Consider the following 14435-nt stretch of genomic DNA (forward strand, 5'->3'; position numbering starts at 1 on the left):
CCGGATATAATATCCGTGTGGGCCGCACAATCGATCCAATCTCACCCCTTGGCAATGGAGTAATCGTATGAGCACTCGCGCGGAAAAGCCGTCCATGAAGATAGGCACGAAACTTATTCTCATTGTTTCAGGGATAATCATCCTGTCGCTGGCGACCATGACGGTGCTCGCGACCGTGTTCTTTAAGCGCGATAATGAAACGCGACTTCGGGAGAACAATCATCAATTAGCGGGTATTATCGCCCTGAAAGTGAAGAGCGATATCACCTCTCTCATCGCCGATATGCGTTTTGCCGCAGCCGTGCTCAAGGACGGGGGCGACAGGCAGAAGCTTGCCGAGCGATTCTTTACGAGCGATTCGATCGCGGCAGCGGCGCTGGTACGCAGGGACGGCGAGCGCGGCAATGTGCGCGTGTTCCTTGCCAATCCTGCCGCGGCGATGCCGGTCGAAAAATTCCGCGAAGTGCTTCTTGACGGCGAGCGCTTTGTCCGTGCGGTCAACGGGGAAACGGTCGTCGATAATGTCTCCGATATCCTTGGGGTGCCGGCGGTAGCCGTCGCTGTTCCGACGGGGGTTGGGGAATACACCATCAGTCTCTGTAAGGCGGCGATATTCCTCGATGCGTTCCGGCAGTCGGGGATAACGGAGACGTTCATGGTCAACGGCGCGGGCGATGTCATCGCACATCCGAAAGGGGAGATTGTCCTCGCCAAGGGCAATTATCGCACCCTGCCTGTCGTTGCGATGATGCTCACCAGTCCCACCGACAACAGCGAGACACGATATGTCTTTTCCGGCATTCGCTACCGCGGTGCGTTCAAGAAGATCGGCATCGGCGGTGTCGGCGTCATCGCGACGGCTGCCGAGGATAAGGTGTTCGCGGAAGTGTATAATATACAGCGGCGTAATCTTCTCATCTCGATAATAGTCCTTACGCTCGCGATACTCGTCGTGTACTTCTTCGCGAAAACGCTCACCGGCCCCATCGTACGGCTGGTGAAGGCGACGAAGGATATCGAAGAAGGGCGTTTCAATGTGGCTATTACCGCGGCATCGGGCGATGAGATCGGCGTGCTTACCCGATCGTTCGTACAGATGGGAAAAGGGCTCGAAGAGCGAGAGCGCATAAAAGAGGCGTTCGGGAAATTCGTGAACAAGGACATAGCCGAGCGCGCCGCGAAGGGCGAGATAAAGCTCGGCGGCGAGCGTAAGCGTGTGACGGTGTTCTTTTCAGATATACGATCCTTTACCGCGATGTCCGAGAAGCTTTCTCCGGAAGAAGTGGTCGATTTCCTCAATCAATACATGGGCCGCATGGTCCGCTGCATCGAGGCTACCGGCGGCGTTGTCGATAAATTCATCGGCGATGCCATCATGGCTGTCTGGGGCGCGCCGGTGTCCACCGGGCAGGATACGGCGAGCGCCATAGACGCGGTGCTCGCGATGCGCGAGTCGCTCAAGGAATTCAATGTCGGACGCGGTACCGACACGAAGCCGCGCATCAGCATCGGGGCGGGCATACACTCCGGCGATGTGCTCGTCGGTCAGATCGGGAGCGAGCACAGGCTCGAGTATACCGTCATCGGTGATACGGTCAATCTCACGTCGCGTATCGAATCGCTCACGAAACCTTTCGGTGCGGACATACTGATATCGGAAGAGGCCTACCGCGAGGTGAAGGACCGTTATACGTTCGCGCCGATGAAAAAAATAAAGGTGAAAGGAAAAACCGAGCCGCAGCAGGTCTATGCGGTGCTCGGGCGCATCGGGGATGCGAAGGCGTTCCGATCGATAGAGGAGTTGAGAAGCACGCTCGGCATCGTATTGAAGGACGGTGTTATGGGCGATGATGAGGAAGAAAAGAAGTATGAGATCCTCGATGCGTGATGCGATCGCCGTCGGAGCATCGCTCGCGATCTGTGCGGGTGCGTCGATGGCGTTATATATTGACGCGAATCTTTCGCGTACGCAGAGCGGCCAGGCGATAGGTACGGTGTCATACACGCGAAAGAGCGCCGAGCGCAGGCCATCCGATGATGTGGTATGGGATGCCGTCAAGCGCGAAAGTCCGCTCTATGATAAGGACACCGTACGTACCGATGATGATTCATCCGCCGTCCTTACGCTCACCGACGGTACGAAGCTCACGCTCGATGAGCAGACGATGATAACGATAGAACGCCCGTCCCGCGGCGGTGTTCGCGTAGGCCTTGAGCGGGGCGCGATGCGTGCGGCACGTACCGAGGCTGCCTCGGGGCAGATGCGTGTTTCCGCGTCCGGCGGTGCCGTCGCAATGACGACCGGTGATGCCGTCATACGGGCCGATAACTCTAATTTGACCGCATCGGTGGCATCCGGTTCGGCGACCGTCACTGCGGTGAAAGGCCAGATCATGGTCGGCGCCCGCGAAGAGGCTGTCGTTGCGAGCGGCACTGCGGTGAAAAAGGCGGATGCGATAGCCCTTATTACGCCGGCGTTCGACGAAGTGTTCGTCGCGGCCGATATCGATGTTCCCGTGACGTTCCGATGGAGCGGCGGAGCGCGCGCAACGCTCATCGTTTCGTCTGATCATGCATTCAATGATGTTGTCCTCACGCGGAAGAACGAGAGCAATGCATCGATCGTGCCGCTCGCCGCCGGAAGATATTTCTGGCGTGTGACATCGGGTCCGGTATCGAGCGAGGTACGCCGCGTCATCATAGAGAAGGCCGCTCTGCCGACGCTCATTGCACCGGCGGATGGGGCGGTGATACGGCAGAAGGCCGCATCGCTTGTCACTTTCACGTGGCATATGCCCACGGCGATATCATCGACTTTGGAGATATCCGCCGACAATGAATTCAGAACGGTAACGAAGTCCGCGCCTACCGCATTATCGGAGATAGCGCGGAGCATGGCGCTTGGACCGTATTTCTGGCGGGTGCGTTCGGTGATCGATACCGGGTACAGGACATCGGAAATAGTGAGCGCTGCCCGTGCGCTCACCGTTACCAATGCCGTTTCGCCGCGGGTGACGCTCGTCTATCCCGCCGACGGCGCATCGATGGATGGCGAGAGTGCATCGAATGCCTTCAGCTGTTCGCCGGTTGACGGCGCCCGTTCGTATACCCTTGTCGTGAGCCGTGACGGATCGGGGACCGATGCGGTCTTTCAGGGCGTTTCCGAGCTCAACGTCATATCGGTCGTCAAGCATATCGCGCCGGGGGAATACCGCTGGCGTATGCGGGCCAATGACGGGAGTGCCGAGATAGCCGCTTCTGCGACACGACGTCTTATCGTGACGGGAGCAATGTCCGGGGCTGCCGCGGGATCTACGAATATATCGATGATCGCAACGAATACGCCGCAGACGAACGGTCCGATGGCGGCAGTGAAGGACAAGCCGGTGAGACCGAGACCGATCGTTGTCCCGGTGAAGACGAATATTGTTCAGAACAAAGAACCGATGCGGAGAACGAATGCGGCGAGGACGGCGTCTCCGGTGACGGCGATATCCCTTTCGGTGAGCCCGCCGGGGGCGACGGTCGTATATATGGTGAACGGTAAACCGCGAGCGATGACATCAGGCATAAGCGTCATTGCGCCCGGGACGTATACCGTTTTCGCTTCGCTCGACGGCTACATCCCGCTGAAAAGAACGGTCACCATCGCGAAAGGGGAGACGAATGCCGTCGCCCTCGAACTGCGAAGGAAAGTGATCGTGACCGAGCGTATCACGCTCCTCGATGATACCGTGATCTCCGGCAAGATCGTCAAGCAGACGGCGGCGGAAGTGCATATCGATACCGATGACGGCAGGAAGATCATAAAGCGCGACGAGATACAGGGTGTTCAGTACCTGAAGAAATAGACATGCGGGGTGTTGGGATATCGATGCCCCGCTACAGAGCGTCGGCGTTCCGTATCACCGGGGCCTTGCCGCCTGCGGAGACAATGCACTGTGTGATCGCCTCTGCGAGCGCTGTGCGTACCGATGCATACGCGTGTTCGCGGACGAGGTTTTTTCGTTCATGCGGATCGTTCTCAAGGTCGTAGAGATGATATTCATGATAGACCTCGCCGCCCGCGTGATTTCCGCTCCAGGGCTTATCGCTTTTCACCCATATCTCATATTTCCATTTCTTCGTCCGTATCGTACGCCCGACATGATCTTCACTTATCTCTGCGTATACCATATCGCGCCAAGCCGTTGTTCCCTGCACGAGCGCTGACAGGTCCTCGCCGCGCATGACGGACGGTTTCTGTACACCTGCCGCACCAAGCACGGTCGGTGTCGCATCGAGAAGACTTACGAGCCCGTCGCACACGTTTCCTCCGGTAAAGCCGGGTCCCCGCACGATGAACGGAATGCGCAGGCAGCTGTCATGGCAGGCGCGCTTGTACTCCTTGTTCCGTGTCCGGAAATGCGTGCCATGGTCGCTCGTGTAGATGATAAGCGTGTTCTCGTATATGCCGCGGCGTTTGAGCAGAGCGACGATACGACCGACATTCGCGTCAATGGCATTGCAGCAGCCGAGATAATCGGGATAATTCTCACGCCAGTCGCCTTCGGTCCCGGCAAGATCGCCCGGCACTGCAAAGTCCTTGAATTTTTCCCTTGAGCCGTGCGGTCCTTCGTAGCGGTTATGATCGTTCTGATGATGCGGTTCGATGAATGAGGTGAACAGGAAGAACGGCTTTTTCAGATCGCGCGACGAAAGATAGTCGATGATGAAGTCGCCCTGCGCATCGGCGCGAAATCTCCCTTCCGGGAATACGCGCTTATTGCCATCTGCGTCGAACATATGGCCGTCATAGCTGTGCGATGTGAATTCAAGCACATCGGATGCTATCCAGAAATCCCTGTATCCGCCGCGGCGTTCCATCGGCACGGGGTGCTCGCGGAAATCCTCGGTCCCGTTCCTGTCATTGGACGCGAGGTGCCATTTGCCGATATAGCCAACTTCATAGCCGCAATCCGAAAGATAATGCGCCATCGTCTTTTCGTTCTGCGCAAGCGCGATGCCGTTGACATAGCAGCCGGTCTCTGTCGCCCACTTGCCTGTCTGCAGCGCCGCGCGTGCCGGTCCGCACACCGGCTGACAGGTGAACGCATTCTCGAAACGTACGCCTTCGGAGGCGATCGCATCGAGATTCGGCGTCACGGGGAGCTTCTGGCCGTAGCAACCCATGGTGTCCCATCGCTGCTGATCGGAAAAGATGAAGATGATGTTCGGCTTTTTCACCAGGGACTCCTTACTCGAACCATATCGGGCTGGAGTAGGCGATGTGATTGTCGATCTGCGTGATACGTACATACCAATTCGACGGTTCTCCCGATGTTTCGGTGATGTCGCCCTGATATTCCGTGCCCCCCGGTGTAAGCCGCGTATACGGATCGCCGTTCCTGAAGACATCGATCTTCTTTATCGTATTCTCGGCCGCGATATCGATATGTATCGTTTTCTTCTGTTCGTTCTTCACGACGGAGCCCATGAGCATTCCATTGCCGGTGATGACGAGGCGTATGCGCGCATTCGTCGTGCCGTAGACATGACGTTTTCGGTATGCGTCGAGTATCGATGCCGTATCGAGCGATCTTGAGAATACCGCAGTAATGCCGTTGGTGCCGACATGCCCTTTGTGGCCGTCGGAATTGCAGACGAAGCCGTAGTGATGACCGTTCTTGAGAAAATATCTTCCATGGCGGTCGGGGCGAAAGCTCTTTATCATCGGGATATGTTTCTCGAGCACGATATCGGACTCGTAACTTCCGTGGCAGGAGAATATCTCAAGCACCGGCTCGATGCGCTCATCGGTGGAAAGCCATTCCCCCGGGGGAAGCCCTCCCTGGTTATGGAAATGCGGAATGCTGAGATAATCTTTTCCGGAAAACCCCTTCCAGAATTCGTCAACGCGTGCATATGAAGGGACATCTATCTCTTCGTACTCCGGTGTCCAGCCGAAAAGCATGACCGTGTCGCCGCGTTTGCAGCGGTATTCGATGGCGGGGAAGACGAGGAACTCCCCCGTGCGGTCATATTCTTTCAGCGCTTCCATCGTTCGTTCCCAGCCGATACGACCGATCTTGTTGCGTTCCTTGTCCCAGGGCTGATGGTGGTCGCTCACCGCATAGAAATCGAGCGCGGCATTGTCGCGGGCGAAGCGCATGAGATCGCCCGGATACATGAGGAGCTTCTCTCGTTCGACGCAGTCATTGGAGAACGCCGAGTGCGTGTGTATATCACCCCAGTAGATGTTCATCCCTTCGAAGACATTGTCCATCCGCGGTCCATCGAGCATCGATGTTTTTTTCGGCCGTATCGAAACGCCTTTGTCCGAAAAAATGAAGCTTCCGCTTTCAGTGCGCGCAGGCTTTGCGTTCGCAGAGGCTATCGACGCGAGGTCCGTGACATCGGCGCAGTTCCAGAATTCATCGCGCGGGATGACGACGGTGCGTCTCGCCGTACGTATCACCTGCACAGTCTTTGCTTCACGCGGCCGCGTTCGGACGCGAAGCGAAACTTCATGATCGGCAGCGGGGCGGTCATACCCTTTGAACGAGCGTCCGAGATCGGGTAGGCCGCGGGTATGTCCGTCAAATACGCGGACATCGATGACATGAGCCGCATCAAGCGTGGGTGCCACCGTTGTCACTTTTGCGCCGGGGCCGTAGCCGCGGGTATTCTCGCCCCAGCGTATTTCAATCACATCGCCAGCTTCAAGTCCTGTGCCGAGATCGAGGACATACTGACGCATCGCACGAAGCGCGTGGAAATTCATTCCGCCGCCCTTGATCTCGTTCCCGTGTTCGGCGAACATGTCCTTTTCGAGATTCCATAACCGTTCGGTATAGATGACCGACGGATTGCTTACATACGCTTCGACGTATCCATCCATTTCCTGATGAAGCATCGCCGGCCGTGAGGTGCCGATGAGCCCTTGGAAATCGAGTATGATACGCGACTCTCCTTTCGGAAAATCCGCACCGATGACGAGACGAACGACGAATTCATGCGTATCGCCGGCGAGTACGTCGTCGGGGGTTATTGAAGCTTGAGAGAAGTACCGTTTCATATGTGTCGCTCCTGTAATCCAAAACGGTCGTAGAGCTCTGCCGGCGCATCGTTCTTTTGCATGCAATCTTTCAAGAGCGCTGTCATGCGTTTTTCAATGGCACTATCATTCATCGGTGTGTCCTGCGCAGGATCTTTCTCATTGTCGAAAAGCAGTGTCCCATGCTCGCCGCCGCCAGGACCTGCCGGTATTTTCATGACGCGCGCGCCTTTGGTGAAAGAGAATCCGTCATGCATTTCGGCATTTGCAAGCTGATCATTCCTGAAGAAGCCGCGCATATTCGTCGGCATGACCGTGTACTGATTGAGCGACTTGATCTTGTCGGGTGCGCGCATATACACATACCGTCCGTCGGTGACATTGATATGCTGTCCGTGATAGCCGAATATCACCGCATCATGTATCGCTTCGTTTTTATCGATGACGCTTCTCAGCGGTTTTCCTTCCATGTCTTTCGGTATCGGTACGCCGAAATAATCGAGCAGGGTAGGCGCAATGTCTATCGTCTGTACTAGCCTGTCATTGCGCACGCTCTTCTTCCCTGAGCGCGGGTCCCATACGAAGAACGGCGTGTTCGCTATCTCGTTGTAGAGCGGCGGATTGTTCTTCGCCATCCAGCCGTGTTCGCCGAGCAGAAAGCCGTGATCGGTGTTCACGATGAGCATGGTGTCTTTCCAGAGATCATGCCTGTCCATGGTATCGATAATAGTGCCGAGATAGTGGTCGCACATGGTTAAAAGGGCCGCGTACTGCATACGGAATTGTGTGAGATATTCCTGCGGGAAGTCGGCTTTGCCGTATTTCGGCCAGTCGAGGACGATGCCGAGTGCATCGTAGTTGTGCTTGTATTTCTTCTTCCATTCCGGCTGTGAGAAGAACGGTTCATGCGGGTCGAATGTTTCGATAGTAAGGAACCAATTATCGGAAGCGTGATTCTTTTCGATGAATTCCTGTCCGAGCCGGAATGTGTTCGCCTGCGGCATATCCTCTTCGCGCCTGATATAGCCCCGATTGACATAGTCCTGCCGGTGATGCGGACTTTTTTTGCAGTAAGGTTCGGGATTGAATGCTGCGGGTGATCCTTTGACCGATACATCGGCTTTCCACTGATCTCCTTCCTGGCCGCGCGGGAATTCCCATGATGAATACCGGTTATGATATGTTGCCCCGCCATCCTCCCAGTAATGGTAATGATCGGAGATAAGATGCGTGTAGATATCCGCTTTCGAAAGCAATTCCGGCATGGAATCGTCGAACGGCTCGAGAGGCCCCCAGGAGCGGTGCAGGAAATTATAACGCCCGGTGTGTATCTCCCTGCGTGCCGGCATACAGGGCATGCTTCCGATGAAGCATTTTTCGAACGTTACCGTGCGTTCCGCCAGCCGGGAGAAATTCGGCGTTACCGTCCAGCCGCAGCCGTACGGCGCGAGGAGACGGCGGTTGAGCGAATCGAACATGATCATGATGGCTTTCATAGTGAGTCTCCTTGAACAACCCTTATCCCTCCAGCCCACTTCCCCCTTTATTTAAAGGAGATGGGGGAGCGATTACTATTTCAATAGCAGGCATCCTGCTGTTTTCGCTCCCCTTTCCCTTCTTAGAGGGGAAAGGGGTTGGGGGATAGGGGTGAATTTACAGAATATGCTTCAATACCTGCGTCGGATTTCTTCCAACGATCAATTTGTTCCCGTCGCTGTATCCTTCCTCCCGTCCGTCAAGTTCCTGAACGAGCCTTGTTCGCCATTCGGCAAGTTCATTCGCCTTTTGCCCCGCACAATCATGCTGCTCATTGGGATCGTTGACGAGGTCGAAGAGCTGCTCACGCCCCGTCTGTGAGAACCACGCATATTTCCATTTTCCATCCGTGAGCCACTGATTCGATCCCTCTCCCCACTCATGCTCCCCGTGTATATAGTCTCTCCATGCGGGGCTCTCTCCGCGGCACAACGGCATCACGCTTTTCCCTTCAACCGATTTCGGCGTTTCGATGCCGGCGATGTCGCACATTGTCGGGAATATGTCGCGCATCTCCACCGGCGCATCGATGGTCCTTCCCGTCGGGAGAGCGTTCTTCTGCGGATAGCGGATGATAAGCGGCACGCGTGCACATCCCTCGTACGGCAGCGCTTTCGCGGTGAGATTATGATCGTAGAGCATATCGCCGTGATCGGATACGAATATTATCCAGGTGTTATCCATCAACATTCGCTCATGGAGCGCATGGATAAGCCGATTGATCTGATGATCGATAAAGGTGAGCTGCGCGTAGTACGCCTTTCGCGCACGGTCGATGGCATCGGGATGCGACGGCACCGGGCTGTCCGGGCCGCGGTCGGCACGCAGAAGCTCCGCCCAGTCACCCATGACCGGCGGCGGGAGCGTTTTCCTGTCATACATGGCGAGATAATCGCGCGGCGGATCGAGCGGCGGGTGCGGGCGGTGATATGATGTATAGAGGAAGAACGGCTTGTCCGGGTCGCGTCGGCGGAGAAAGTCAATTGATTCAGTCGTCACCCAGGCCATCGGATGCTCGAGCGTGTCGTAACACCACGGCGCTACCGCGTAACCGTTGCAGCCCATGCCGGTATCAATGAAGTCTGCGGTCGCTCCGCGCCGGTCGCGAAGCCACAGGAGATAATCGTCACGGTCGGCGATGTCTCCCTGTGAGCGTGAGCGGTGAAGATATCCGTCATGGAGAACGACATTGTGAAAACCGAGAAGATTCCGCTCAGGATATACATGCATTTTCCCGACCGCCTGCGTATGATATCCGGCATCGGCAAGCGTCCCGGCGAGCGTCGTATCGTATTTCCACGGTACGCCGTCGCGGTAACCGACTCGCCCGTGCGTGCGCTGCGTCAATCCCGTCATGAGCGAAGCCCGCGAGGCGATGCACGAGGGCACGGCAGCGTAGGCTTTCGAGAAGCTTACCCCGCTCCGAAAGAAGCTGTCCAGATGCGGTGTTTCTACCGACGGATGGCCGGTAAAGGAGAGACAGTCCGCCCTCCATTGGTCGGCGTGGATAAGGACGATGTTCGGCCGTGTGTTCATACGTTCCTCGCTTTCTGAAGACGCTTCACTGCATTCCATGTTGCGTGATTGAATCGTTCCTCATTGTTCTTTTCAAGCATTTCATGCGCGCAGTAATAGTACATGAGATGGTCCATCGGCAGTGCAAAAGCGCGGTCGACGTTGGCGAGATAATTCTCGAGGTCCTCGTCGCGGTGACGCTGTGCCTCAAGAAGGTAAAACGACTTTTTTTCGGCACGGTCTATGATGGGCTGGAATTCTTCGTACGCTTCGAATATCGTGCGTTTCATCCGGTGCATCTGATGATCGGGTGACCGTACATGACCGTCGCTGCCGATGTAGTCGATGTTCGTCGTTGCCGTCATCGCGCGCAGAAGCCCTTCGCTTTCCGGCATGACAAAGCAGCTTGCGGCGGTTTTGCTGTTGAACGATTTGAAATGCACGGTCATGTCATCGAGGAATGATGCGGTCATCGCATGCTGCCATGTATCGGTCGGTATTCCCTCCGGCGCCGCTTTTCGGCAGTGTTCGCAGAAGCAGGCTTTTGAATGCGGCTCGTCCCAGATGATGCCGTCGATATCGAATGTCTTCATCATCGACTCGATGGAACGCATCATGTGGTCTCGCACTTTCGGGTGCTGCGTGCAGGATGCCATCTCTCCCTCAATGCGCGGCGTGCCGTCCTCGCGGCGGATGATGGTATCCATGTTCTTGAGCGTGAACTCGCCGAAGGCGTCGAACCAGCCGGCGACGAGACCCGCCCAGCGGTTGGGGACAACATGCACAGCGAGCCCCGCATCATGGGCCATGCCGATGAATCGCTTGATGCGCGGCATATGCCAGTTCGTCATCTGCCATTCGATAAGGCAGAACGATACGATGTCCGTGCCGAGCGACTTCATGCGCTTGAGGTCTTTCGCGAGATACTCGCGCAGTATCGTGTGATTGTGCGGTGCATAGTAGTAGCAGTTCACGTTCATAGCATCATCCTTCCGCATGCGGTACGAGCAGTGTCTCGAACGCATCACGACCTTTTTTCAGCGCATCGATGATCTCTTTTTTCCGCTTCACCGTTTCAGGAGCACCGATGACGCCGAGCGCATAGCGCGGGGTATGCTCTCCGCCGAGAACGCATATGGTAAAGCGTGCGATATGCGACTGCCATTCCATTTCCTCAACGGCGACGCCGGTGCGTTTCGTCTCATCGAGCGCCCGTATGAACGTTGCGTAGTCGGGCTTTCTGTTGTGCACAATGCCCGCAAGGCCCTGGTGCATTTCCGAGCGTACCTCATCGTCCGCATACGCGAGGAATATTTTCGCGAAACCGTGTACGGCATACATCGGCATCTCTCTCCCCGGGTAGGCGATAGTGCCCTGATCGGCGACGTTTTCCCGATCGATTATCACCATGGTCGTCCTGCCGAGCGGAGCGAATATTCCGGCTGACATCGAAAGTTCTCGAGCGAGGGACCGCACTATATCCTGGGTACCCTGCGGTTGCAGCACTATCCCTCTGCCGATCCCCCTTTTCAGGAAATACAGCCCGTCTCGTTTTGCGACATAGCCAAGCGATTCAAGGTCGTCGAGAAGTCGGGAAAGCGAAGCATGTGATATCCCGGTGACTGCGGCAACAATATCCTTGAAGCGTGCACCCCGCCGGGACGTGAGATATTCCAGAATAGTAAAAGTCCTGGAAAGTGATGTGATCGGTTTTAGTTTCATATATGTTACTATAGGTATTTTAATCAATACTAATATCTATATAAATCCACAGGAAGTCAAGTTGAAATCGGTAAAATACGCGTTGAATTCAGCTTCGTGCAGTACTTTCACGTTCTATAATGGAGCTTGGAATGATGACAGAGGGCATGGGAGCGTGAAGCCACCGGAAAATATTCTCTGTGTATGCGTCAAAGTCATTCTTTACTGTTGTGAGCGGCGGCGTCAGATACCGCGCAAAATAGATGTCGTCGAACCCCGCGATGCCGATATCCATCGGGATTTGCTTCCGAGCGTCGGCTGCGGCCTTGTATACCATTGGGGCTATCTGATCATGATGTATCTTGATGCAGTCGTATCCTGCTGCGATGATATTCCGTGCGATAGCATACACCGTTTCCGGCGATGTGATCTCCGTCCGAAAAACATCGCGTGTATGGTCGAAAAAGCCTTTGCCGTATGCCGCAGTAAGCTGCTTCAGCCGCGCATCCTGCGGGCTTTTAAATATATCGGCTCCCGGTGCGGAGGGCGGGATGTCGTACGTAAGAACGGCTGCCCGTGTGTATCCTCGCTTGACAAGATGCCCGAAGAGATCGAGCCACGCGCGCGTGAAATCCGCATACATGAAAGACGCGCGATGTGCCGCCGTACCGTCGCCCATGTAGTCGAGAACGAGAAGCCGGTCGCCGAAACGGTCGGAAAGCGCTTTTCGTTCTGCACGGTCCATCCTGTCCCAGAACCGGAATACGATGAGCTTCTCGAGATCGTAGGACAGCATGTCGCGTACCATGTCTCCCGCGGCGGTGTACTGGTCGTAATTCAGGAATTGTATCGGGATATTCCTTTCGATACTTGCGCGCAGCACCCGGTGCTTCAATTCATTGTTGGCGAGATCGTTGTACCTGTCCGATGCGAATCCGATGCTTCCGGTACGTTTCTTTCTGAGTGAGCGCGCGAATGTATTGGGCTTATAGTTGAAGCGTTCCGCAATGCGCAGTATCTTGTTTCGCGTCATCTCACTTACTTTCGCCCGTGAGTGCGTACTGGGGTTAAGCGCGACACTCGCCGCGACGATACTGACACCGGCCTTTTCAGCGATCTCTTTCAGCGTATGCATTCCTGCTGCAGTTCGTTTCATCAAGCTGTCTCGGTAAGACCCATGTCTATTGATCGTGTTTCCGAAGGGAAGAGTATTAGGGGCAGCACCGTGTTCGCGGAAAAAAGAAGCAGGAAAAGACGATGCAATTTCATACGATCACCGATCAAGGCCATCGATCCTCAGGAGATCGTTGTTGATGAATCGATCGGTATTTTTCGGCATGGATTTGAATACTTCGTATGCCTTGCGCGGCGCGAGGTTCGTCTCCACGAGTGCAAGCCCGCTCTCGCGGTCGAGTTTCGTTTTGAGCGACTTGAAATTCCACCAGAACACCTTTTCGATGTTCGGGTGCCTGAGCAATAGGGTGTACGTGTCGCGGAGATAATCAGCCTGCGCATCTTCGGTCGAATTCCATATCGATTTCGCCGTTTCGGTTATCCATATCGGTTTTTTTGCATCGCCATTCTTCGCCATGACCGCGATCGATCGGTTGAGCTGATAGATATTGCGTTCTACGGTCGATTGATAGAGATGGAACGCGAGTATATCGGTCTTTTCTTTCAGTCCCGCATCGTACATGCGCTGAAGATAATCATCCTTTCCTTTTTTTTCACCGATAATGCCGTCCTGCGCGAGGCCGCCCATGATGATCTTTACCTTCGGATTATATTTCCTGAGCGTTTCCCGGGCGATGGCCAGGTTACGCACAAAGTGCTCAGGCGTACCCGCCCAGAATTCCCAGTCCATTTCATTGCCGATCTCCCAGTAGTCGCTCGCTTTCGCATACATCCGCGCATACGCTTCGATGAGCAGGCGGTATTCTTCGCTGTCCGGGTGTGGATAAGCCCAGGCGGGGAAACCGTCCTTAATGCTTGCTTTCGGCGGCGTATACCATGGCACCTGCCCCGCCGATGCGATTATGTAGAATTGTATGCCGCGTTCACGAAGTCCGTTCATGAGCTTTTCATTTCTAGCGAGCTGTGAGGCGACCGCCTCAGCGTGTACCGCGGCTTCCCGATTGGTGAACGGTTTCCCGAGCCCGATGCGTACCCATTGCACACCCATGTCTTTCCACAGCGAAAGCGCTTTATCAAGCAATTCGTCAGTGTAGCCGAAGGGATGCGTGTCTATCCTGTCGGCGTGGAGACAAATGCCGAAGGGTTCATACGGCGCAGTCGGTCTTACTTTCGCCCCCGCGCTCTGAAGCTGTGCAGCGGTCAACAGCGGCAATTCGGTGATCACTATCGAATCGATGATCGCGCGCCCCTGCTTGCGAATGCCCAACTGCAGGCTCATATCGTCATAGGTGTCATTGACGAACCAATGTTCTTTCTTCCTTACGACACCGATCTCATCCTCCGTACGGAGCGTTGTCCACATATTCGTCGATACCGGTCGTGTCATGAAATAGAAACAGTCCTTATCGCCAAGCGACAGAACGCGGCATGACAGGGATAGTGTATATCGATGTCCTTTCGTGAAAAGGTCTCGTGACCGCAGGGCAACATGCCATTCTCCCGTTGTCGCTGT

10 protein-coding genes are annotated in these 14435 nt (G+C 55.4%); 2 read left to right on the forward strand and 8 right to left on the reverse strand.

The genetic code is table 11. From position 1 onward, the window contains the following. Positions 1 to 67 precede the first annotated feature (67 nt). Both AABZ39_21060 and AABZ39_21065 read left to right on the forward strand, forming a co-directional pair. On the forward strand, positions 68 to 1888 hold the full coding sequence (locus tag AABZ39_21060; GenBank protein ID MEK6797279.1) for an adenylate/guanylate cyclase domain-containing protein: 1821 nt from the start codon (positions 68 to 70) through the stop codon (positions 1886 to 1888). Next, positions 1881 to 3851 carry a FecR domain-containing protein gene (locus tag AABZ39_21065; protein ID MEK6797280.1) on the forward strand — a complete coding sequence of 657 codons (1971 nt, stop codon included), beginning with the start codon at positions 1881 to 1883 and terminating at the stop codon, positions 3849 to 3851. Before AABZ39_21060 ends, AABZ39_21065 begins: the two co-directional genes overlap by 8 nt. Positions 3852 to 3882: 31 nt before the next feature. On the opposite strand, the gene AABZ39_21070 is transcribed toward AABZ39_21065, so the two are convergent. The 8 genes from AABZ39_21070 to AABZ39_21105 all read right to left on the reverse strand — a co-directional run. Further along, on the reverse strand, positions 3883 to 5226 hold the full coding sequence (locus AABZ39_21070; protein ID MEK6797281.1) for a sulfatase-like hydrolase/transferase: 1344 nt from the start codon (positions 5224 to 5226) through the stop codon (positions 3883 to 3885). Positions 5227 to 5236: 10 nt separating this feature from the next. Beyond that, entirely contained in the window at positions 5237 to 7057 is a 1821-nt protein-coding gene (locus tag AABZ39_21075; protein MEK6797282.1) for a hypothetical protein, read from the reverse strand. After that, positions 7054 to 8532: a sulfatase gene (locus AABZ39_21080; protein MEK6797283.1), complete on the reverse strand. Its 1479-nt coding sequence runs from the start codon at positions 8530 to 8532 to the stop codon at positions 7054 to 7056. The genes AABZ39_21075 and AABZ39_21080 overlap by 4 nt, the downstream gene beginning before the upstream one ends. Positions 8533 to 8689: 157 nt before the next feature. Next, positions 8690 to 10108: an arylsulfatase gene (locus AABZ39_21085; protein MEK6797284.1), complete on the reverse strand. Its 1419-nt coding sequence runs from the start codon at positions 10106 to 10108 to the stop codon at positions 8690 to 8692. Continuing rightward, complete coding sequence (locus AABZ39_21090; protein ID MEK6797285.1) at positions 10105 to 11067, reverse strand: hypothetical protein; 963 nt, start codon at positions 11065 to 11067, stop codon at positions 10105 to 10107. The genes AABZ39_21085 and AABZ39_21090 overlap by 4 nt, the downstream gene beginning before the upstream one ends. 4 nt (positions 11068 to 11071) lie before the next feature. Then, positions 11072 to 11809, reverse strand: a complete 738-nt coding sequence (locus AABZ39_21095) for a helix-turn-helix domain-containing protein (protein ID MEK6797286.1) — start codon at positions 11807 to 11809, stop codon at positions 11072 to 11074. 88 nt (positions 11810 to 11897) lie between these two features. Further along, positions 11898 to 12944 (reverse strand): LacI family DNA-binding transcriptional regulator, encoded by a 1047-nt coding sequence (locus tag AABZ39_21100; protein ID MEK6797287.1) that lies wholly within the window; start codon positions 12942 to 12944, stop codon positions 11898 to 11900. A 117-nt stretch (positions 12945 to 13061) separates the two neighbouring features. Next, positions 13062 to 14435: glycosyl hydrolase (locus AABZ39_21105; GenBank protein ID MEK6797288.1), on the reverse strand; the 1374-nt coding region annotated here is incomplete at its 5' end.

Source organism: Spirochaetota bacterium (assembly GCA_038043445.1).
In the GTDB taxonomy this organism is placed as follows: domain Bacteria; phylum Spirochaetota; class Brachyspiria; order Brachyspirales; family JACRPF01; genus JBBTBY01.

What these genes read in the sequence shown, in the direction of transcription:
- AABZ39_21060 (MEK6797279.1), top strand. Translation starts at nt 68, where the DNA reads ATGAGCACTCGCGCGGAAAAGCCGTCCATGAAGATAGGCACGAAACTT.
- AABZ39_21065 (MEK6797280.1), top strand. Translation starts at nt 1,881, where the DNA reads ATGCGTGATGCGATCGCCGTCGGAGCATCGCTCGCGATCTGTGCGGGT.
- AABZ39_21075 (MEK6797282.1), bottom strand. Translation starts at nt 7,057, where the DNA reads ATGAAACGGTACTTCTCTCAAGCTTCAATAACCCCCGACGACGTACTC.
- AABZ39_21080 (MEK6797283.1), bottom strand. Translation starts at nt 8,532, where the DNA reads ATGAAAGCCATCATGATCATGTTCGATTCGCTCAACCGCCGTCTCCTC.
- AABZ39_21085 (MEK6797284.1), bottom strand. Translation starts at nt 10,108, where the DNA reads ATGAACACACGGCCGAACATCGTCCTTATCCACGCCGACCAATGGAGG.
- AABZ39_21090 (MEK6797285.1), bottom strand. Translation starts at nt 11,067, where the DNA reads ATGAACGTGAACTGCTACTACTATGCACCGCACAATCACACGATACTG.
- AABZ39_21095 (MEK6797286.1), bottom strand. Translation starts at nt 11,809, where the DNA reads ATGAAACTAAAACCGATCACATCACTTTCCAGGACTTTTACTATTCTG.
- AABZ39_21100 (MEK6797287.1), bottom strand. Translation starts at nt 12,944, where the DNA reads ATGAAACGAACTGCAGCAGGAATGCATACGCTGAAAGAGATCGCTGAA.